This is a genomic window from Arcicella lustrica, assembly GCF_034930985.1.
Classification (GTDB): Bacteria; Bacteroidota; Bacteroidia; order Cytophagales; family Spirosomataceae; genus Arcicella; species Arcicella lustrica.
On record NZ_JAYGIM010000006.1, the window covers coordinates 89,435 to 111,324 of the forward strand.

The 21,890-nt window shown below is 34.1% G+C and carries 15 protein-coding genes; 10 read left to right on the top strand and 5 right to left on the bottom strand.

Annotation, left to right across the window (positions count from 1 at the left end; genetic code table 11):
• Window positions 1–54 precede the first annotated feature (54 nt).
• Together VB798_RS08300 and VB798_RS08305 are read right to left on the bottom strand one after the other, a co-directional pair.
• Window positions 55–1,575: a gluconokinase gene (locus VB798_RS08300; RefSeq protein WP_323257841.1), complete on the bottom strand. Its 1,521-nt coding sequence runs from the start codon at window positions 1,573–1,575 to the stop codon at window positions 55–57.
• A 163-nt stretch (window positions 1,576–1,738) separates the two neighbouring features.
• Window positions 1,739–2,620 (bottom strand): helix-turn-helix transcriptional regulator, encoded by an 882-nt coding sequence (locus tag VB798_RS08305; protein ID WP_323257843.1) that lies wholly within the window; start codon window positions 2,618–2,620, stop codon window positions 1,739–1,741.
• A gap of 208 nt (window positions 2,621–2,828) precedes the next feature.
• On the opposite strand from VB798_RS08305, the gene VB798_RS08310 reads away from it, so the two are divergent.
• From VB798_RS08310 to VB798_RS08325, 4 genes are all read left to right on the top strand, one after another.
• Window positions 2,829–5,999, top strand: coding sequence for a SusC/RagA family TonB-linked outer membrane protein (locus VB798_RS08310; protein WP_323257844.1), 3,171 nt, complete (start codon window positions 2,829–2,831; stop codon window positions 5,997–5,999).
• 106 nt (window positions 6,000–6,105) lie between these two features.
• Window positions 6,106–7,608 carry a SusD/RagB family nutrient-binding outer membrane lipoprotein gene (locus tag VB798_RS08315; RefSeq protein WP_323257846.1) on the top strand — a complete coding sequence of 501 codons (1,503 nt, stop codon included), beginning with the start codon at window positions 6,106–6,108 and terminating at the stop codon, window positions 7,606–7,608.
• A 187-nt stretch (window positions 7,609–7,795) separates the two neighbouring features.
• Window positions 7,796–8,692 carry a phosphogluconate dehydrogenase (NAD(+)-dependent, decarboxylating) gene (gene gnd / locus VB798_RS08320; protein ID WP_323257848.1) on the top strand — a complete coding sequence of 299 codons (897 nt, stop codon included), beginning with the start codon at window positions 7,796–7,798 and terminating at the stop codon, window positions 8,690–8,692.
• Between the two features lie 119 nt (window positions 8,693–8,811).
• Window positions 8,812–10,230 (top strand): gluconokinase, encoded by a 1,419-nt coding sequence (locus VB798_RS08325; protein WP_323257850.1) that lies wholly within the window; start codon window positions 8,812–8,814, stop codon window positions 10,228–10,230.
• Between the two features lie 131 nt (window positions 10,231–10,361).
• Here VB798_RS08325 and VB798_RS08330 read toward each other — a convergent pair whose 3' ends face one another.
• A complete protein-coding gene (locus tag VB798_RS08330) occupies window positions 10,362–12,023 on the bottom strand; it encodes an alpha-L-fucosidase (protein ID WP_323257852.1) in 1,662 nt (553 codons plus the stop codon).
• Window positions 12,024–12,336: 313 nt separating this feature from the next.
• Between VB798_RS08330 and VB798_RS08335 the strand changes: the two genes are divergently transcribed.
• The 3 genes from VB798_RS08335 (at window position 12,337) to VB798_RS08345 (ending at window position 14,237) form a co-directional block, all read left to right on the top strand.
• Window positions 12,337–12,882: an RBBP9/YdeN family alpha/beta hydrolase gene (locus tag VB798_RS08335; RefSeq protein WP_323257854.1), complete on the top strand. Its 546-nt coding sequence runs from the start codon at window positions 12,337–12,339 to the stop codon at window positions 12,880–12,882.
• A gap of 18 nt (window positions 12,883–12,900) precedes the next feature.
• Window positions 12,901–13,464: a redoxin domain-containing protein gene (locus tag VB798_RS08340; protein WP_323257856.1), complete on the top strand. Its 564-nt coding sequence runs from the start codon at window positions 12,901–12,903 to the stop codon at window positions 13,462–13,464.
• A 125-nt stretch (window positions 13,465–13,589) separates the two neighbouring features.
• On the top strand, window positions 13,590–14,237 hold the full coding sequence (locus VB798_RS08345; protein WP_323257858.1) for a redoxin domain-containing protein: 648 nt from the start codon (window positions 13,590–13,592) through the stop codon (window positions 14,235–14,237).
• A gap of 62 nt (window positions 14,238–14,299) precedes the next feature.
• On the opposite strand, the gene VB798_RS08350 is transcribed toward VB798_RS08345, so the two are convergent.
• Window positions 14,300–15,985 (bottom strand): hypothetical protein, encoded by a 1,686-nt coding sequence (locus VB798_RS08350; protein ID WP_323257860.1) that lies wholly within the window; start codon window positions 15,983–15,985, stop codon window positions 14,300–14,302.
• Complete coding sequence (locus tag VB798_RS08355) at window positions 15,967–17,928, bottom strand: hypothetical protein (protein WP_323257862.1); 1,962 nt, start codon at window positions 17,926–17,928, stop codon at window positions 15,967–15,969. The genes VB798_RS08350 and VB798_RS08355 overlap by 19 nt, the downstream gene beginning before the upstream one ends.
• A 248-nt stretch (window positions 17,929–18,176) precedes the next feature.
• On the opposite strand from VB798_RS08355, the gene VB798_RS08360 reads away from it, so the two are divergent.
• From VB798_RS08360 to VB798_RS08370, 3 genes are read left to right on the top strand one after another with little or no spacing between them, the layout of a single operon-like run.
• Window positions 18,177–19,394 carry a sterol desaturase family protein gene (locus tag VB798_RS08360; RefSeq protein WP_323257864.1) on the top strand — a complete coding sequence of 406 codons (1,218 nt, stop codon included), beginning with the start codon at window positions 18,177–18,179 and terminating at the stop codon, window positions 19,392–19,394.
• A 36-nt stretch (window positions 19,395–19,430) separates the two neighbouring features.
• Window positions 19,431–20,375, top strand: coding sequence for a sulfite exporter TauE/SafE family protein (locus VB798_RS08365; RefSeq protein ID WP_323257866.1), 945 nt, complete (start codon window positions 19,431–19,433; stop codon window positions 20,373–20,375).
• A gap of 14 nt (window positions 20,376–20,389) precedes the next feature.
• Entirely contained in the window at window positions 20,390–21,862 is a 1,473-nt protein-coding gene (locus VB798_RS08370) for a tetratricopeptide repeat protein (protein ID WP_323257868.1), read from the top strand.
• Window positions 21,863–21,890 lie beyond the last annotated feature (28 nt).

The window sequence follows — 21,890 nt, forward strand, 5'->3', positions numbered from 1 at the left end:
AAGAGAGTCTCTTGACTAAGTTTTTTTAAATTCTTACATCTTGTACGAAAGTACTTAAAGCTCTTGTTGCAAGGCAACAATCTGTTCAAATTCATTTTTTAAGTTATGGCTTAATCGTTCAAAAATCTCGAAGTACTTCATATAAATTTCGTGATTTTTAGGATTGGGTTGATAGGTCTCCACAGATTTTACAGTCGAAGCCGCCGCTTCCAAATTACTATAAACACCTAATTGAGTAAGTCCCAATAAAGCTGTTCCCAAAGCTACGCTATCATGATGGTCGTTGACGTGAATGGTTTTTCCGTACATATCAGTCAAAATTTGTGTCCACAAAGGCAAAGACGCATAAGCCCCATTGATATAAATGCTATCAAAATTTCTATGCGTTTCAAGGATTTTTCCGATACTGTACATTTCAAAAAGAATTCCTTCAAGCGTGGCACGTACAAAATGTTTCCGTTCGTGACTGATATTTAAACCAAAGTACATTCCACGGGCATTGGCATTCCAAAGTGGCGCTCTTTCTCCAAGTAAATAAGGTAAAAACAATAAACCGTCAGCTCCAGCTTTTACTTGAGCCGCTTCTTTGAATAAATCATTAACGACATCCTCAAAATCTAAATCTTCTGAAAAATCACCAAATTGGCGTGCAAACCATTCAAAAACAACTCCGCCATTGTTGGTTGGTCCACCCGAAACATAATAGCCTTCGGCTAAGAGATAATTAAAAAAGCGATTCTTTTCATCTTTTAATACTCCTTTCCCAGCCACCCGAACAGCACCACTAGAGCCAATGGTGATGGTGGCTCTGCCTGAACCAACAATTCCAGCGCCTAATGTTGCCAAACAGCCATCGCTTGCACCAATAATTAAAGTAGTTTTAGCGGGTAAACCCAATGTAAAACAATACTCTTTTTTCAAGAATAGATTGGTATTGAAAACCGAAAGTGGTTCAGAAAGTCGGTCGGCGGTGATGCCTGCAAAATCTAGAGAATCTTGATTCCACTTAAGATTATGTATATCAAAAAGCCCTGTCGATGACGAAATGCTGTGGTCAACCACATATTCGCCAGTAAGTTGTTTAATAATATACTCTTTTAAGGAGATAAATTTATGTGTTTGATCGAAGCGAGCTTTATCGTGATTTTTTATCCAAGTAATTTTTACAATGGGCGACATTGGGTGAATCGGAGTACCTGTTGTATTAAAAATACTTTCTCCTTGAGGATGTTTTTTTAGGGCTTCTGCTTCTTTTACGCCACGATTATCCGCCCAAATAATAGCATTTCCAAGAGGAGTTCCCATTTTATCAACCGCCAAAACACTGTGCATCGACGAGCTAAAACAAATGGCGGTTACTTTATATTTTTTAGGATGAACGTACTCGTTCAATAAGTTTTTAAGAATATAAAGCGTAGTGATAAAAATCTGTTCGGGGTCTTGTTCGCTATAGTCAGGCTGTGGATGAAAGGTTGGGTACGAACCTTTTTTCCAGCAAAGCATTCGCCCATTCATATCAAAAGCATGAATTTTAACAGCAGAAGTATTAATGTCGATAGTAATGATACAATCCATAGTTATTGTTTAAGCTATGAGCCGTGAGCTATCAGCTTTGAGCTTTTTTAAGTTTATAAAATTGGGTAATTTCTTTGCTATCAGCTTTCGGTAATCGGCTGTGAGCCTTCGTTTTTTCTTTTTACTATTTGCCGATAGCTGATTACCGAAAGCCTGACGCTATTTAATCAGTATTCTTTCTAAACTCACGAGGCGTGTAGCCTGTTAGTTTTTTAAAGGTTGACGAAAAATGCTGAGAGGAATAAAAACCTGTTTCCAAAGCAATATCTGTCAAACTTAAATCTTTTCTGCTTAATAATTTAATGGCTTCTGAAATCCTGATGTTGATAAGATAATTTAAAGGCGAAAAGCCCGAAAACGCTTTTACTTTTTCACTAAAGGCAGTTGTTCCCAGACCCACTAAACCTGCCATTTCTTCAACCGACCAAGGATGTGATAAATTTTCACGAAGAGTTTGTTCCAATTTCAAAAAAGTTTGCGGAAAATCTCGCCTGAGGTTATCCTGTTTGCTCAAATGTCGCACCGCAGTAATCAATAATTCATCAATTAAATGGTTTACACGAGTTCTGTAGCCCAACTCTTTGGTGAATAATTCTACTTCTATATTTTGGAAGATTTGTTGGCAAGCTTTTAAACGAGTAAGAATAGGTTTTTTATTCAATGAAAGAATAGTGCCGATTACTCTTTGGTCGGTTTCAGAAATACTACTCCATTCTCCCAAAACCAATTCTCCATTGGCTTCAAAGTGAAGTGGTTTTATGGTTATCCACATCAATGCTCCGATGTCGTAAGCTCCTTTACTACTCCCGATTGTTTGCCACGGACAAGTAAGCGAAACATCATTTGGATACAGTAAAAAAGGTTGTCCATCAATATTCCAATCAAATTTCCCATCTACAATTAAGCAAATTCTAATGCCTTCACTTGCCTTTATTTCTTGGGAATTGAGCTGAATATTCTGGATTTTATAATTGGCAAACTCAATAATGTACGGGAAATACGATAATTCCTTCGCCTTTCCTTGGTACAGTATAAATTGACTCATCAGGTTTATGGAATGATTAACAAATTTTCTTGCTGGATTTCCAGTAAAATTAGGTCAATAATTTATAAAAATATTACAAAAATCACCGCTGTAAAAAAATGAAAGTTTTTCTTGAAATAAGGATGAAATTTTGCATCATCTCAAACAGAGGACAATCAAAAACACAATTATATTTAACTCAAACCCTCATCCAAAAACGTACTTAACTATGAAAAAACTTAGACGAATCTGTCTTTTTGAACCTCAAAGCTTTACAAAAGCCATTTTGTATTTGACTTTGATGTTTTCTTCTCTTACTTCAATTGCACAGGATTTAGTGGTGAAGGGAACTGTTACCGACAAAAGTAACGGCGCCGTTCCGGGTGTTTCTGTACAAATTAAAGGAAGTAATCAAGGAACTACAACTGATGTTTTAGGAAATTACAAAGTTTCAATTCCTAGCAACGCTACTTTAATTTTTACCTCTATCGGTTATGTAACGCAAGAAATTGCAGTTGGTGGTAAAACAATTATTAATGTATCCTTGGTAGAAGAAACTAAAAATCTTGAAGAAGTTGTGGTTACGGCTTTAGGGATTAAGAAAGAAGCCAAAAAATTAGGTTATGCCACTGCTAGTGTCAATGCTGAACAAATTACAACCAACCGCCAAGTAAACTTTATGAATGGTTTACAAGGCAAAATGGCGGGTGTAAATATTACTTCTTTAGGAACTGGCCCGGCAGGAACAAGTAAAATTCGTATTCGTGGACAATCTTCTTTCAACGGACAAAACAATCCATTGATTGTAGTGAACGGTGTGCCGATGGATAATACCAATTTTGGTGCAAATCCAAATGGAAATAGTGATGGTTCATTAGCAAACAGAAGCTTTAATACCTCTGATGGTGGGGATGGTTTGACAAGTATCAACCCTGACGACATCGAAACGATGACGGTTTTAAAAGGAGCAACTGCGGCAGCTTTATATGGTTCTCGTGCAAAAGACGGTGTAGTGATGATTACGACGAAAACTAAAGGAAGTGGTAAAGGAATAGGTATTGAGTACAACAGCAATTATACAGTCGATACACCATTAGATTTCACGGACTTTCAATATGAGTACGGTCAGGGAGAAAATGGTGTTCGACCAACTACTCCTAATCCACAAACGGGTGTTTGGAGTTTTGGTGAAAAATTTCAGCCGGGTATGAAACAGATTTTATTTGATGGCATAGAAGTACCTTACGAACCTGTTTACAATAGAATTAACAAGTTTTATCGCACAGGAACTTCATGGACAAATACAGTTTCACTTTCGTCTGGTTCAGAAAAAGGAGGTTTTAATTTGTCACTTTCTAATTTAAAAAATACAAGTATTGTCCCTAATTCAGATTATAATAAAAAGACAATAAATTTAGGCTTTAACTATAATTTAACCTCTAAGCTTATCTTGATGGGGAACGTAAATTATTCAAATGAATACAACCGTAATCCACCGCAAATCGGACAACAAGATTTAAGTACCCCAACGGTACTTTACACGATGTCGAACTCAATGCCTTTTGATTTATTAGAATCAAAACGTTTGGATGCCAATGGTGATGAATACGTATGGTCACGTTTCAGAAATCGTACAAATCCTTATTACTCTGTTTATGAGCGTTTTGAGAACATTCGTCGTGATAGAATTTTGGGCAATATTACTTTACGTTATAATCTTACGGATTGGTTGTATTTCCAAGGAAGAATCGGACAAGATTATTACTCTCGTGACCAAGATTATAACTTCCCAACGGGTGAAGCTTCATTAGGCGTAGCGCCTGCGGGTTTTGTGAATGGTCAATACACACAAGAAACTCGTCGTTTCCGTGAAACCAATGCCGATTTCTTGATTGGCGCTAAAAAGACTGTCGGAGATTTCAGTTTCGATTTAACATTGGGTGGAAACCAAATGTATCGTCGTAGTGATTATAACAGTGTTTATGTCCAAAATTTTGTAGTGCGTGGACTTTATACCGTAATGAATGGACAATTGAAAGACCCTTTGTATGGATTGAGTGAACGTCAAGTAAATTCATTGTATGGAGCAGCTGAGATTTCTTACAAAAACTTTTTGTTCGTGAACGTAACAAGTCGTAACGATTGGTTCTCTACTTTGGCTGCTGGTTCTCGTGCAGTTCAATACCCATCAGTAACAGGAAGTTTTGTATTTACTCAAGCTTTCGAGAATACGCCTGAATGGCTTTCTTTCGGTAAATTAAGAGCAGCTTATGCAGAAGTAGGAAGTGATACCGACGTTCAACCTTATGCAAATAACTTATTTTATACTGTTGGAAGTAACCTTTTACAAAACCAACCAATTGGTTCAATCAACACGACTACTGTTCCGAATACAGCCCTTCGCCCGATGCGTGTGAAAGAAACTGAATTTGGATTAGAATTGAAATTGTTCAAGAATAAAGTAGGTTTAGACGTTTCTTATTACAAGAAAATTACTTCAGATCAAATTCTTTCAGCACAAGTATCTGACGCCTCTGGTTACCAAACCACTTTGTTGAACAGCGGAAAAAGTCAGAACGAAGGGATTGAAGCCATGCTTACTTTCTCGCCAGTAAAAAGCAACAAATTCTCTTGGGACGTAAATATTAATGGTTCATACAATACTTCACAAGTATTAGAATTGGCTGGAAACCAAAGTAATATCACTGTTGGAACGGGTATTTATACGGGTGTTTTGCGTCAGGTTGTTGGTTTGCCACTTGGTCAATTATATGGTTTTGCTTACAAGCGTGATGCACAAGGACGTAAAATTTTCAATGACCAAAGTGGTCGCCCAGAAAGAACAAATGATTTAGTGAATTTTGGAAGTGCTTTACCAAAATGGGTTGGTGGAATTACGAATAATTTCCGTTATAAAGACATCCTTTTATCATTCTTAATTGATTTCAAATTAGGTGGAAAAATGATTTCTGGAACAAACTACAATGCTTGGCGTGAAGGTTTGCACAAAGGTACTTTGGTGGGTCGTGAACAAAACTATGTAATTGGCGATGGCGTAAATAGTAAAGGTGAACCTAATGCGGTAAAAACGCCTTTGCAATCATTCTATGAAACCATTCGTGCCAACAATATTGCAGAAGAGTTTGTGTATGATTCAGGTTTCTGGAAATTACGTCAGATTACTATTGGCTATGATTTCACAAAGAAATTACCTAAAAACTGGTTTATCAAAGGAATTAGATTAAATGCAGTAGCCAACAATGTATTGATGATTAAAAAATGGGTTCCAAACCTCGACCCAGAGCAATTTGGCTTCTCGTCGGATAACCTTGTCGGTTTAGAATCAACAGGTTTACCAACCAGCAGAAGTATTGGCTTTAATTTGAATGTGAAATTCTAATTTGGCTTTAGGCGGTAGAGGCGATAAGCTTTAGGCTTTTGAAATTCTATCATTTATACTTCTATCAGATTAAATTCATAAGTACTCAATTGTTAATATTAAGAAAATGAAAAAAATAACTTTATATATCAGCATACTTATTGCTTCTAGCTTTTTTAGCAGTTGCGATAAAGGCTTCGACGAGTTAAATACCAATAAAGTAAATCCAACGGCACTTAATCCCGTTTATGAATTAAATAATGCTACTTTACGCTCTTCTTTTACTTGGCAATCTGTCATTTACGAAGCTGCTATTGTTCAACAAATCGTTTCGCCATATTTGGGCGTAAATGCAGGAGGGAATGTTAATCAAAATAATACATCGGTTACCGGTGTAAACTGGCAAAGATATTACAGAGAAGTAAATAAACATTTGGTAGATGTTATTGCTAAAACCAAAGGTGATGCTTCTCGAAGTAATTTATACAACATGGCTCGTATCTGGAAGGCTTATACTTTTATGATTTTGACAGATAGCTATGGCGATGTTCCTTATACTGAAGCAGGTTTAGGTTATTTACAAGGAACAATGTTCCCGAAATATGATGCTCAGCAAGCGATTTATACGGATATTTTAAAAGAATTAGACGAAGCTTCAGCCGCATTAGATGTCAACAAAACCAAAGAAGTAAGTGATATTATTTATGCAGGTGATGTTACGAAATGGAAGCGTTTGGGTTATTCTTTACTATTGCGTGCAGCGATGCGTTTAACCAAAGTAGATGCAAATACAGCACAAAATTATGTGAAAAAGGCTTTTGCGGGCGGTGTGATGCAGGCGAATGCTGATAATTGTATTTTGCGTCATTCGGCAGCTTATACAAATGAAATTGGTAGTCAGTTGAATGGAAGCGAAAGAGCCAATTTTTATTTGCATGGAGCTTTTGTTAATTTCTTGAAAAGTACCAATGACCCACGTTTAGGTATAATCGCTTTGAAGTATAATACTAAACTTCAAGATCCAACCAATTTTACAAAAGACCCAGCAGCCCAAATTGGAATACCTGCCGGTTACGACCAAAGTAGTATTGCTAAAGCGCCTAATTATCCGGGAGCAATAGAAATGTATTCGCAAGTAGATAGAACTAAAATTGGAAAATTTGATGCTCCTTGCTTCTTCGTTACTTTCGGACAAACCCAACTTTTGTTAGCTGAGGCTGCTCAAAGAGGTTGGATTAGCGGAAACACTGTTGATTATTACAAAGCTGGCGTAAAAGGTCATATTCAACAATTTACAGAATATGATGCTAATTCAAATGTGTCGGATGCTAATATTGAAGCTTATTTTACAGCCAATCCATTTAATGCAGCAAAGGCTTTAGAGCAAATCAATACGCAATATTGGGTAGCTTCATTCATGAATAATCCTGAGGCATTTGCCAATTTCCGTAGAAGTGGTTTCCCGGCATTGGCGGCGAATCCTTATCCTGGAAAAGAAATCAAAGGAAATTTTATTAATCGTTTGTCGTATCCTGTAGATGAAATTTCAGTGAATAAAGCCAATTTGGATGCTGCAGTGGCTCGACAAGGAGCGGATGACTTAGATACTAAAGTTTGGTGGGATAAATAGTTTCATCAGCGTATCAAACTATTATCCAATATCATAACAGTATAGACTCCATGTTTTCATGGAGTCTTTATTTTATCTTTGAAAGATTCAATAGAGAATAATTCATCAAATTGTCTTAATTTCTCTATTTTAGCTTTTTAAAATACCATTTTAATAATATTTATCCAACACAGTAAACTTTAACATTATGCAAATCGGAATTATAGGCTTAGGCAAAATGGGTTTCAACCTAGCACTTAACTTACAAAGAAATGGCTATGAAGTAATTGCCAATGATGTCAATGCTGAATTCGTTCAAAAAATTGCCGAAGAAGGAATTGAACCTGCTAATACAATTGATGCTTTAACCCAAAAATTAACAGGAAGAAAAGTAATTTGGTTGATGGTACCAGCTGGCGAAATTGTTGACCAAGTAATTGAAAAACTCTTGCCTTTTTTGAATCCTTCAGACATAGTTATTGATGGTGGAAATTCAAACTATAAAGAGTCAAAAAAACGCTACACTTATCTTAAAAGTAAAGGGATAGATTTCTTAGATTGCGGTACTTCGGGTGGTACTTCGGGGGCTTTAAATGGTGCTTGTACGATGATTGGTGGTGAAGATGAAGTATTTGCTTATGTAGAAAAAGTATTCAAAGATATTTCGGTAGAAAACGGATATTTACATACTGGTGCGGCTGGAAGCGGACATTTTACGAAAATGGTTCATAACGGAATTGAGTACGGAATGATGCAAGCCATTGCCGAAGGCTTTGAAGTATTTGAACATTCTGAATTTGATATTGACTTCCAGAAAACGGCAAAAATGTTCAATCATGGTTCAGTTGTGCGTGGTTGGTTGATGGAATTAACAGAAAAAGCTTTCTCTAAAGATGCTAAACTAGACGGTATCAAAGGTATTATGCACTCTTCGGGAGAAGGAAAATGGACTTTGGAAACGGCTTTAGATTTAGGCGTACCAACGCCTGTAATTGCCCTTTCGGTAATGATGCGTTATCGTTCGCAAATGGAAGATACTTTTTCTGGAAAAGTAGTAGCTGCCTTGAGAAATGAATTTGGCGGTCATGCTGTCGAAAAGAAATAAATCGCCGAGCGTCTGGATTAAATATATTCGGGCGCTTATTGATTTGATTATTCTCAAAATGTTAATTTCAACACAGCAATATCGATGAAATTCTTTCGGAATTCACCGATTGAAAGATAATGAACCATTTTTATATAGGAATTGATATCGGAACAACTGCCACCAAAGCAATTGTTTTTACTAACGAAGGGAAAATGATACAACAATATTCCAAAGAATATGAAATGTATCATCCTGAACCTGATTGGAGTATCCAGAAACCTGCTGAAATTTTAGAGGCAGTGTTGGAATGTATTGAAAAAATTACCCAAAATACGAGTCCCTTTTTTATCAGTTTTAGTTCTGCGATGCAAAGCCTTATTGCGATTGACGAGCAGGGAAATCCGCTAACTGATGTAATACTTTGGGCAGATAATCGTGCAAGCGATGAAGCGACGAAACTAAAAGAAAGTACTACAGGCAAAGAATTTTATCAAAAAACAGGAATTCCAATTCATACATTTTGTCCGATGACCAAAATACTTTGGCTACGAGAAAATGAACCTGAAGTTTTTACAAAAACCTATAAATTCATCAGTATCAAAGAATACGTTTGGCATCATTTAACAGGTGAATATGTGGTAGATTCTTCAATGGCTTCGGGTACTGGATTGATGGATATTGAAACGCTTACTTGGAACAAGGATATTTTAGCACATTTAGCTATTGACGTAAATAAACTTTCTAAAATTGTAAGCCCAAAGCATCAAGCTAAAACAGTGGCTGGAAATCGTACTTTGGTGATTGGTGGTGGCGATGGAGCTTTAGCAAATTTGGGAACTGGTGCGATGCAAAAAGGCAGAATGTCTTTAACGATTGGTACAAGTGGCGCAGTAAGATTACCGATTGACAAGCCATTTATTGATGATAAAATGCGAACGCAATGTTATCATCTGATTGATAATCAGTATTTAGTGTTGGGTGCAGTGAATAATGGGGCAGTAATTCTGCAATGGTTGAAAGAAGCGATTTTAGAGACAGAAGAATCATTCGAATCTTTATTTGAACAAGCTGGAAGTATTGAGGCGGGTTCAGGAGGTTTAATTTTTGTGCCATATTTATTAGGAGAAAGAGCGCCCATTTGGGATGCTTCCGCACAAGGAACTTTATTGGGTATTACGATAAATCATAAAAAGGCACATGCTATTCGGGCTACGCTTGAAGGTATTTTGTTTGGTTTATTAAGTATTACAGAAATTCTTTTGCCTGATAAAAACCAAAGAAAAGAAATTACGATTATGGCAAGTGGGGGCTTTGCCAAAAGTGATGTTTGGTTGCAAATTGCGGCAGATATTTTTCAGATGAAAGTAGTCGTGGCTCAAACCATTGAAGGTTCATGTTGGGGAGCAGTAATGATTGGTTTGGATGCTTTTGGGATTAATACGAATTGTCTTGATATTGAAGAAAAAATTTTTATACCAAATCCAAAACATGAAGCAGTGTATCAAGAAAGCTATCGTAAGTTTTCAAAAGTTTATGAAGCCTTGAAAAATTTGTAAATGAATTTATGCTTTTTACTAAGCATTTGGAATAAATAAATTTAGCATATAAACCTACAAGGATTTGATGTTCAAATTCTTATTATTAGATAATTATATGAATCCTTATAGGTTTACCTAAATGCTTCCACCTAAGCAGGCAAAACTTTCAAAGCAAAAGCAAATTCTTCTTTGACGTTTTCGGGTAAATCAACCAATAAACCTTCTGAAGTTCTGGTAAAATTCAAGGTGCTTTCTTTTCCTACCAAAATTACTTTTGCGATTTCCTTTGGATAAAGAGTATTTCCTGAAGCCAAACTTTTTATCAATAACTTATTTTCAGTTGGTTTTCCAAGCGGAATAGCATACAATACATCTCCTTTGGTAGTAAAGCGAATATCATTTACTGTAAATGGCAATCCTTTCCCTTCATTAAATCCTTGAGCAGAAAGTGGAGCAGCTTTTTCCATCGCTGGACCTTCGCCAAATGCTTTCCAAGGTCTTGTCGCAAAAATACACTCACTGTTAATTGCCATCCAGTCTGCAATACCTTCTACTACTTTTTGTTCTTCCGAATCAATAGAACCATCACCTCTTAGTGGCACGCTTAACATCAAATTTCCATTTTTACTCACTACATCAATTAAAGTATGAATCACCGTTTTGGCACTTTTATAACGCTTTTGCTCATAAATGCGTCGGTCATAATGCCAACTACCAATACAAGTATCCGTTTGCCAAGGGAGTGGTTCAATGTTGTTACTTTGCCCTCTTTCAATATCCCAAACCATCGTTTTACGTTGCTCTTCATCTAAAATTTTACCATTGATGACAGCTTCCAATTTTCCATGTTTTTTGATACTTCTATTGTAATAATGCGCAGCAAAACGCAAACCTACATTACTTGCAGGCCACAATGGCAAAGCGGTATCATCAAAATACACCAAATCTGGGTCGTATTTATTTACTAAATCGACTGTGCGGTTATAGAAAGTATTGCAGTATTTTTCACTTGGAGGTGTTACGCCATTGCCCCAATTCCATTGTTTGTGAATTCCATTGATATTTTCACTTCCTTCACTCAAAGCATGGTTTTGGGCATATAAATCTTGTGGGTCATAGCCTTCCCAGAAAGTGCCTTTCCCATCTTTTTTGGTTATTTTTCCATCATAAGGAACACCTGCCAAAGCGCCTGTTTTATCCGAATGTTGACTTCCCTCTAACCAAGACCAAGCATGTGCCGCATGAACGCTAACCCCAAAACGTAGTCCTTGTTTTTTGGTAGCTTTTGCCCAAGCACCTATTAAATCTTTTTTTGGACCAAGATTTACCGAATTCCAAGGCTGATATTTACTATTATAATTATCAAAATTGTCATGATGATTCGCCAAAGCCATGAAATACTTTGCACCAGCACGCTTGTACAATTCCAACAATTGGTCTGGATTGAATTTATCCGCTTTCCATTCGTTAATGACGTCCTTGAAACCAAATTTAGAGGGATGTCCGTATTTTTCTACATGAAATTTATAGGTTCTACTTCCTTCATAATACATTTCTCTGGCGTACCAGTCACCAAATTCTGGTTGACATTGTGGACCCCAATGTGCCCAAATACCAAATTTTGCATCTCTGAACCAATCAGGGGTTTGATATTGCTTCAAAGACTCCCAATCTGGATTAAAAGGACCTTTTGCCATTGGCTCAAGCCCATCACCTGCTAAACCATTTAAATTATTCTGCGCAATTGCTTGGGTAAGATGCAAGGCAGGAACAGTCGCCAACATTGTTTTGATTAAATCTCTTCTTTTCATAAAAATAAACTTGGAGGAATTTTATTTAAATCTTTTGTAATAAATTGTGTAAGTAAAACACGATTTGTTCATTTTATACTCTTTGCCTTGTTGAAAAAATAATAAACACTCTATGAAAATTTACAGAATGGTTATTTCAATAGAACCCATAAGATTTTTCTCTAAAAGAGAAATGACTGTTTTTGAGGATAAATTTTAAATAAAATTTGCAAATACAAGCTTGATTAATAATCTTTGTCTATCGGTTTTATAGTCTATTTGGTTTGAGTTTAATTCTGATAGACGTATATTTACTAACGTTTTTTAAAAAATCATGATAACACATTTTTTAACAGTTCCAGGTTTAGGAAGTTCAGGACCCAAGCATTGGCAAACAATTTGGGAACAGGAAAATCCTGAAATATTTAATAGAGTAGAGCAAGAAGATTGGGATGCACCAGAAGTTGAAAAATGGGTTGAAACATTGAACGAATCTATTCATCAATTAAGTACGCCAACTTTATTGATAGCTCATAGTTTAGGTTGTTTGGCTGTGGTTCATTGGGCAAAAAAATATACTTCCACTAACATTGCGGGTATTATATTGGTTGCTCCAGCCGATGCTGAAAGTGCAGGTTTCCCAAAAGAAATTTTAGGTTTTTCGCCCATTCCAACAGGATTACTTCCTTATCAAACGGTGCTGATTGCAAGTACAAATGATGATTACGCCACCATTGAAAGGGCAAAGCATTGGGCAGAAAGTTGGGGAAGCCAATTTGTAAATATTGGAGCTTTAGGGCATATCAACGCTAATTCGAACCTTGCTGATTGGAAAGTAGGCAAAGGAATTATCAATTCGATTTTTAGTACCTCATTATAAATTTATATATTCATCAACATGCAAAATAGTATAGAACAAAATCGTCCGAAAGCACTTCAGGCAAGTAATTTTGTACCCAATTTTAAGCTGATTAGGGCTAATGGACGCTGGACTACCCTTCCTAAAAATATTGAACATCTTCCTAATTTTGCCTTAAGTGAATTGATGCTTTTTCGACCTTTAGTATTAAGTTTCTTTTCACCATCATGGAATAATTATGCTGAAATTCACTTAGAATTAATGCAAAAAGCACATAAGCGTTTGAAAAATATTGGAGCAGATATTTTAGTTTTGACAGATGTCGCTCCTGATGATTTAGACACTTTGGTCAGTAAATATAAATTGACTTTTAATATTTGCCATGATCAAGAAAATGCTATTGCAGAAAAATTAGGCGTTTTTTCAAAAGATTATCCCATTTGGCATCGAATTACAGGAATCTCAAATGAAGTACCATTGCCAGCTACTTTTATCATCGTCGGTAATCTTCTTATTATTTACAGCTTTGTAGATGATGATTTTGAAAGCATTTTCTCTATTAAAGAAATGGAAGCCTTTATTAAATTGTATCGTAATAAGTAGATTTACAGCAAATTGTAAATTTTTAATCAAATAATCTATTAAGTCTATAGGATATAAGATTTTTTGTTGTAATTTTGTTCTATCAAACTAATAAAGGCACATATCAATTAAAAAATATTATTATAATGCAAGTTAACGGTCAATCAAACGCAATCATTTGGGATACTACTTTTCCCGTAAATATATTCAAAGGCAACACAGCCAAATTATCACCTTTAAAAATAGGTTCACGTTTACCTTTATTGTCTATCTCTAAAGCGAGTGGCGTATGGCAAAATCTTTCAGAACAAGCCAATACACAAAAATTAGTATTCCAACAAATTCAGCAAAATAAGCCATTGACGATTAGCTTTTTATCAGGCGGTTGGAATGAATATGGCTTAAAGCATTTGAATATTTTAAAGGCTTCCTATCAAGAAATTTTAGCATTGGGCGGTGACTTATTAGTTGTTGTTCAAGCTTCATTAGAAGAGACCAAAGAGTTAGTAGCTTATTTCGATGTTCCGTTCAATGTAGTTGCCGACCCTAATAATCAAATTGCAAAACAATTTGGAGTGTATTCACAAGAATATGCAGTTTGGGAGAGAATTGCTGGAATTTCAGAAGATGTGCCAGTGCCTGCTACTTATGTAATTAGTCAGCAAGGAAGAATTGTTTATGATGCCATTGATGAGGATTTCAGCAAACCATTTTCACCTTCAGAAATGTTAGGAGCTGTATTTAGTGCTGCTAATAACATTCCTTATTCAATCAAATATCGTGCTGTAGCATAATTGCCTGAGATTATCAATTTTGAAGCCCCCTTTGAATAAGCTTATCAAAAGGGACATCAAAATTATTTACTAAGCCAACATCTCCAATTATCAGGAAATGGTTCATTTTTATAAAAAGAGCGAGCTAAAGTTATTAAAAATCCATATCCAGCTTTTTCTGTTCTAAAAAGTACTTTTTCAGCTTTCTTTTTATTAAGTTTTTCCTTGTATTCTTGTAAAGTTGAAGGAAGTTTAACACTAAATTCTATGTCATATTCATTATGTAAATGCCCTTTGAAAAAACGTTGTTCAAAATCAGGAAAACCTTCAAAATTTGGTATTGCAGTTTGAAGGCTTAATTCTTTATCGAAAAAAATTATACATTCAGCATATAGTTCGTCCAAAGAAAAAATAGTGATGATTTCTAATAAAAATGGAATCAATAAAGAACTTTTATCTGGATAATCCTTTTGTTTTTCATTGGTGGCTTCCAGATGAATTAAGCTATCCATATTATAACCATGATATGGGAATACACTTTTTATCTGTTTTCGTAATATAATTTGTTCTATACAATCTCTTATATAGCGAACTATAAACTCCTCATCTTCTTGAGTTCTATCTATGCTACTCAAAAAGAAATTTACAAGATGGAAAATGGGAATAAAATGATTATCTAAAATAGGTTTACTACATCCTTTTTGATTATTGTCAATCAATGATTTCAAGCTATTTTTTTGATTTTTTAGAAACCTAATTAGTTCATCAACTTTAACAAAAGCATTATTTAACTCGTAGTAATATACCAAATTATCCATATACTCGAATGCTCGCATTGAATATCCTATGTTTTCAAATCCTAAACCAGAAGGGATAAAAAGCCCATTTTTAAAAGAAGCTACTTCCCATGTTTTAGAAAAATATTCATTATAAAATTTAAGTTGAGTATTAAGTAATCTGTTAAAATTGAATCGATGTTTTTTTGAATTTTCAAAATCATTCACCAATATGAATTCCCATGTATTTAGAATGATATAATTTATACAATGCTTTGCTGGATTAAGATTATCTTTTTGTCGTGCATAACTCCAAACAATCATCATTAGTAAGTTAAGTGTAGCAAACATTTTCAAACGTTGTCTTTCGTTAGAATTAGTTTTATATTCCTGAATAATATTTGAAAAAAGGATTTCTAAATCCTCAAAATTATAATCAGGAACATCTAAAAACATCAATAAACGTTTGAAGGCGTAGGAATTTTTATCATCTGCAAGTAAATACTCCCCAAATAAGTGTTCAGAGAATAAGTCTGTCAAACGGTAAATATCCCAATCTTCAAATACTCCTTCTTCAAAATTTTGTTCTATAAACCCGTTAAATTGAGGCTTAAAATTTTCTTTAACTACTCCATTGTGAACCAGTACAACCTTTTTAGGTAATTTGTCAAAGTCTGGATAACTATTATTTTTATATGCCACATCTTTAATTTCAAGTAAAGACATTCTGATACCATCGTCTTTGTTGAAAGATGTACTATTAACATCTTTATCCGCAAAACCTTTTAACTCAAAATTCCAACAATATTTTAATCCTTTAATCTCACCTAAAGCAACAACGTCTTTTCCATATTGAGACTGTCCTTTTGATTGTTTAGGTGTTGTAATTATTTCAAAGCCCATTGCCTCTAAGAGAAAAACGAAAATATAATCTAATTCTCCATCTTCTTTTAAACTTGATAAGTATTCTCGTACTAAAATTTTCTCAACCATTTTTGCCAGTCTTTAGTGGTTTCCCAGTTTTCGTTAAAATAAAATAAATTATTGAGTGCTTCTTCTTCTGAATCTAAAAATGCTGATTGAGGAATGCTAAAACTGTGTCCAATATTTGTTAAAGGTGTATAGTTATCATTAAGCTCACTTTTAAATCTGCCTCCCTTTAGTAGAATGATAGTGTTCCCAAAAGCCTTCATTATAGGTTGCTCTTTGCGAATTTGTTGTATTTTTTTGTCCATAAAACCATAAAACACTTTTGAGAAAAGAGTGAACATTTTATAGTGTGTATAGGAAGGGTTAAACTCTTTGAGTTCTTGCTTCCTAGCAAAAATTTGGTGATTTATTTCATCTGCTTGATTTAAAATAGTAAGTAATTCATTTTTTAATTCACTTTCACTTAATTCTTCTTTTATAGTATCGGTTAAGTCTTCTTTTTGAAGAACGTTTTCAAATAATACTTTTATAATTAATTGTTGAACAGAGTCTTCTCCTATTTCCAGAATAGGAACAACAAGACGAAACAATTTAGAAAACTTTAGGGTCTGAGGAATAGAAATAGATAAAACCAATATTATTCGCTGTTCTGTACTTAAACCTTTCAAATCATCACCTAAGCGAATCTTAGGATGACATTCAAGTAATTCTTCTAAAAGTTTATGCCCTAAATGACGAAATCTTCCTTTATAATCTGTTAAACATGCTAGAATAAATCGTACAGACTCCTCTGGATAATTTTTAAGAACTTCGGGTAATGATTGTTGAAAAATGTCAATTTTAAATACATGGGAGGTATCATTTATAAATGACAGGAGTATCTCAAAAAAGTATTTCGGGCTTTTGATAGACTTATTTATACACCAATCAAGTGTATAAATATTGCTCCCATTTGTAGAAAGTACAGAAGTTGGGTGATTTGGATTTTGTAAGAATAGTTTCAATAGTTCACAAACTTTTTTTTCTGGGAGTTTTGAGTAGGAAGTAATATTCTCTAAAAAAGAATAAAGAATATTTTGATTTTCATGTGTCAAAAGATTTTTGATACCTTCATAACATCGAGATGTTACATTTTCTTTGGGTAGATTACTTTCCCAAACAATTATGTAAAGTCTCATCAAATTATATAAAGTGTGTATTTCGTTGTTATTGGTCTCTGCTAAATCAAGCATTTTAAGAATATCATCTTCATTCAAATCTTGCTCTATGCGAGTCATCGCCCATAATACAGTGGGCTGAAACTTATCTTCTTTGTATAAATCATTAAAAAACTCAATATTTTCAATGAATGAAGTCGAACAAACGCCTCCAATTAATTGACTTATTAACTTATCATATTTTGAGTCCGAATCAACTTTAAGAGTTTGAATAATTTTTTTGGCTTTATCATTGTTTTGTGAAGCTAATTCGAAAATAATTGACACCCATCCAAGGTGAATTTCATTTTGTAAATCAATAGCTTTCTTAAATAATTTAATGATTAGTTCGATTGAAAAATCTGCTTCAAAAGATATTGAAATAAGTCCATTTAAGAAAATTGAGTCAATTTCATTGGCTTCAAGCTCTTCTATATAAGTGAAAAGGAAGGTTGTATCATAGCCAATGAAATCTCTTAGAAGTGAAATTGATAAATGTTCTTTCAGGAATTTATTCGTATTATAATCTATTTTCTTGCCATCTTGGGACAGGAAGTTTATAATTTTATTTAAGCAGGTAAGTGAATTTTCCCAAGTATGTTTTGGAATGGAATCACATTGTTTTTTAAGAACATCTATAAGATCTTCCATAGGATATTTTTCAAAATCAACAGTAAACCATCTAATTCCTGCCGATGTCATAACTAATTTTAAGGGATAATTTTCTGGCTCACTAAGAATTTCTTCTGAAAAATATAGTGTTTTATGGTTTAAGATTATGTGAGTAAAGTCTTTATGTTCTATCATCATTTATAGTGGCGTTTTAACTTATATTTTTTGAAAGGAGCTTGTGAAAGTAAATAGTCAAAATATTTACCCTTTGTATTTGATTACTAACAAAAATTGCTATTTGTAATTGCAAAACCAAATCTTCCCAAGAGTAATGGCTTTATTGATGCGATAATTATCTCAATTTAAAAAATATAAAGTCTATAGATTTTGTAGTTTAAAAACAATGTTTTAAATTTGTTAACTACTTAATAAAAATATTATCAGCAATGAATTTCAATTATCTAGCTTTAGCAGTTCCTTTCTTCTTGTTTTTAATTGGCTTGGAATTCTGGGTATCAAAAAAGAAAGGAAAACATTTTTATAATTTTAATGATACTGTTTCAAACCTCAGTATAGGGATTGCAGAAAGATTGTTGGATGGTCTGACACTCGGATTATTCTATTTTGTGTACGATTATTTGTACAAGCATTTTGCAATTTTCCACATTCAGCCAAGTGTACTTTCTTGGATTGGTTTGTTGTTGATTACAGATTTTCTTTGGTATTGGTATCACCGTTTAGGGCATGAAGTAAATTTATTGTGGAGTGTACACGTGGTACATCATCAAAGTGAAGAGTTTAATTTTACGGTTTCGGCTCGTATTACTTTGTTTCAAGCAGTAGCACGTACTTTCTTTTGGTCACTTTTGCCAATTGTAGGTTTTTCTGCGGAAATGATTACGACGATATTATTAGTTCATGGTTTGTATCCATTTTTTATACATACTCGTACAGTTGGGAAATTAGGAATCCTTGAATATATTTTGGTAACGCCTTCGCATCACCGAGTACATCATGCCAATAACGAGCAATATTTAGATAAGAACTACAGTGATGTTTTTATTATTTGGGATAAACTCTTTGGTACTTTCGCCGAAGAAATTGAAGAGCCAACTTATGGTTTAACAAAGCCATTAAACAGTAATAGTTTTTTATGGCAACATTTTCATTTCATGCTAGAAATGGGCTATGCTTTTAAATATGCTGAAGGCTGGAGAGAGAAATTAAAAATGCTTTTTGGCAAGCCAGAGCATATTAATCCCACTTATAGAAGAGTATTAGAACAAAAATTTGTGATTCATAAAACCGATAAACTACACAGTACACGCTTTAGAAATTATGTGGTTTTACAGATGACGCTGATTTTAATCACACTATTTGCCTTTTTACTTTTAGAAGGACAATTAGGTTTAGCCACACAAATTGCTACGACTTTCATCATATTAATTACGCTGGTGAATTGTGGAGCCATTTTAGAACAACGTCGCTGGATTTTTTATCTTGAATATATTCGATGTTTTCTGATTTTATGGATTAGCTATATCCACTTTGAAAATACCATTAATCCTTACTTTTTAAGTAGCATTATTTTAATCGTCACGCTGTATTTCAAAACATTGAATCGTCAGTATTTAAGGTTGATTTATGGCTTGCATAATAACTAAACCAGCGTTTTTTGTATTATTTTTAATTACATCAAAATGGAAAACAATCAGTTCTTAAATAAAATATATCTTCGTTTAAAACTCAACAATCAGTTTGAACGAGTGTTGATGTGGTTCATTGGCATTACTATTTATTTGCTAGCCTTTAGCATTTTTATTGGTAAAGCTCCTTTGTTAGATGCCGTTTATCAAACCAAAATATGGTTGGGAGAAGATTTCTTTTTATACGTTGGCGTTGGCTTACTTGCTCAATTGGTCGATGGTTCTTTAGGAATGGCTTATGGCATTACTTCAACTTCTTTTCTTTTGGGTATTGGAGTACCACCAGCTTTGAGCAGTACAAGTGTTCACGTTTCTGAAATGTTTACAACAGGAGCGTCAGCTATTTCGCATTACCAATTCAAAAATATCAATAAAAAACTATTCAGAGCTTTGCTTTGGGGCGTAGTTGGTTCTGTGGCTGGTGCTTATTTACTTTCTGAAATTATTGATGGAAATTTCATCAAACCATATATTTCATTGTACATGTTGATACTTGGTTTTGTGATTTTGAAGAAAGCATTTCAGAAAAATATCGCTAAACGCAAAACCAAAAGAGTAGGAATTTTAGCGATTTTCGGAGGATTTATGGATGCCATCGGTGGCGGTGGCTGGGGACCAATCGTTACTTCATCTTTATTAGGTCAAGGCAGAAACCCTCGTTATGCCATTGGTTCAGTGAATGCGGCTGAGTTTTTAATTACGCTTTCAAGTGGATTGACTTTCTTATTTTTTGAAGGCGTTAATTCTTGGCAAATTATTTTAGGTTTAGTAGTTGGTGGAATTATTGCCGCTCCTTTTGGTGCAATTTTAATCAATAAAGTACCAAGAGGACCATTGATGTTTATCGTTGGTTCAGTCGTGATTTTCTTAAGTTTCAGGACTTTATGGACAATAATTCCTGATTTGTACTTATTTATTTCGAAAGTGATTATTCATTAGTAAAGGCTAAAATTATGAAAAAATGGAACCTCATATTAATCGTACTTTTCTGGTTTTCAAATAATTCACTTGCGAATGATTTTGAATTTACACCTAATCTACAAAACGCTTACAGCGAATTATGTAAACTAAAGGTACAACACGCCAAACAATTGTTAGCCAAAGAACCTGCCAATAATGGTATCAGAATTTGGTTGGAAGATTTTGCAGACATGATTGTACTTTTTGCTAGTGAAGATGAAAAAGAATATGAGCGTTTGGCAGAAAATGAAGATAAGCGATTAGATTTAATTGAAGACTTAGACGAAAACTCGCCTTACAATAAATTTGTTCAAGCAGAAATAAAACTTCATTGGGCTTTAGTAAAAATGAAATTAGGACACGAAACCAAAGGAGGTTTTGATGCGATTTCAGCCTATAAATTGTTGGAAGAAAATCGTAAAAAATTTCCCAATTTCACAGCGAACTATAAGAATTTAGGCGTTTTTCATGTCATGATTGGTTCAGTTCCTGAAAATTATCGTTGGGTTACAAAACTCTTGGGATTAAAAGGAAATATTCAACAAGGCTTGAAAGAATTGAATATTGCCATCAATGATAAAATCGTCGGTAAAGAAGCCAAGTTTTATCAATTGTTTATACAGTCGAATGTACTGACTTTGAATGATGATGAACGTCAAGAAATAACACAATTTGTAAACAACAATCCTGATAATTTGGCGATTAGCTTTTTGGCGACTTCTATTTTAATGAGGGATAATAAAAGTGAAATCGCACAGAAAATTTTGCAGACAAGAGCAAGTGGTTCAGGATATTTAGCAATGCCGATTTTCGATTTGTATCAAGCTGAAATTTTATTCAACAAAGGCAATTATCCGCAGGCTATTCAGTATTATCAAAATTATTTGAAAAATTTCCGAGGACATAGTTTTTTGAAAGATGTAAATTTTAAATTGTTCTTGGCGAACTGGCTGACGAATAATCCAGATAAAGCTTTGAATCATTTGGCAAAAATTCCGAATGTTGGGAAAAAGCTTTCTGAAACAGATATTATTGCGCAAAATTTTTATGAACAGTTTCAGAAAACAAAGATTTATCCGAATAAAAATCTTGTGAAAGCGAACTATGCTTTTGAAGGAGGACATTATGCAGAAGCATTAGAATTTTTAGATAATCTTGATGAAAACTCTTTTACGGCACAATTAGATAAAGCAAATTTTAATTTCAGAAAAGCCAGAATTTTACAAAAATTAAATGCTCAGAATCAAGCAATTCCTTATTTTGAGCGTGCTATGGCACTTTGTGCAGGCCAGAATTGCCATTTTGGAGCGAGTTCTTCTTTACAATTAGGATATATTTATCAGCAAAAGAATGATAAATTAAAAGCTAGAATGTCTTTCGAAAAAGCCATTGCCTATAAAAAACATGAGTATAAAAATTCTATTGATAACAAAGCGCAAGCAGCGTTAACCGAAATGGGAATTTGATATATAATTTGAAAAATTGAAGAAATAA

Bases quoted from the DNA above. Each gene is read 5' to 3' on its own strand.
- VB798_RS08300 (WP_323257841.1), bottom strand. From the start codon at position 1,575: ATGGATTGTATCATTACTATCGACATTAATACTTCTGCTGTTAAAATT.
- VB798_RS08305 (WP_323257843.1), bottom strand. From the start codon at position 2,620: ATGAGTCAATTTATACTGTACCAAGGAAAGGCGAAGGAATTATCGTAT.
- VB798_RS08310 (WP_323257844.1), top strand. From the start codon at position 2,829: ATGAAAAAACTTAGACGAATCTGTCTTTTTGAACCTCAAAGCTTTACA.
- VB798_RS08315 (WP_323257846.1), top strand. From the start codon at position 6,106: ATGAAAAAAATAACTTTATATATCAGCATACTTATTGCTTCTAGCTTT.
- gnd (WP_323257848.1), top strand. From the start codon at position 7,796: ATGCAAATCGGAATTATAGGCTTAGGCAAAATGGGTTTCAACCTAGCA.
- VB798_RS08325 (WP_323257850.1), top strand. From the start codon at position 8,812: ATGAACCATTTTTATATAGGAATTGATATCGGAACAACTGCCACCAAA.
- VB798_RS08330 (WP_323257852.1), bottom strand. From the start codon at position 12,023: ATGAAAAGAAGAGATTTAATCAAAACAATGTTGGCGACTGTTCCTGCC.
- VB798_RS08335 (WP_323257854.1), top strand. From the start codon at position 12,337: ATGATAACACATTTTTTAACAGTTCCAGGTTTAGGAAGTTCAGGACCC.
- VB798_RS08340 (WP_323257856.1), top strand. From the start codon at position 12,901: ATGCAAAATAGTATAGAACAAAATCGTCCGAAAGCACTTCAGGCAAGT.
- VB798_RS08345 (WP_323257858.1), top strand. From the start codon at position 13,590: ATGCAAGTTAACGGTCAATCAAACGCAATCATTTGGGATACTACTTTT.
- VB798_RS08350 (WP_323257860.1), bottom strand. From the start codon at position 15,985: ATGGTTGAGAAAATTTTAGTACGAGAATACTTATCAAGTTTAAAAGAA.
- VB798_RS08355 (WP_323257862.1), bottom strand. From the start codon at position 17,928: ATGATGATAGAACATAAAGACTTTACTCACATAATCTTAAACCATAAA.
- VB798_RS08360 (WP_323257864.1), top strand. From the start codon at position 18,177: ATGAATTTCAATTATCTAGCTTTAGCAGTTCCTTTCTTCTTGTTTTTA.
- VB798_RS08365 (WP_323257866.1), top strand. From the start codon at position 19,431: ATGGAAAACAATCAGTTCTTAAATAAAATATATCTTCGTTTAAAACTC.
- VB798_RS08370 (WP_323257868.1), top strand. From the start codon at position 20,390: ATGAAAAAATGGAACCTCATATTAATCGTACTTTTCTGGTTTTCAAAT.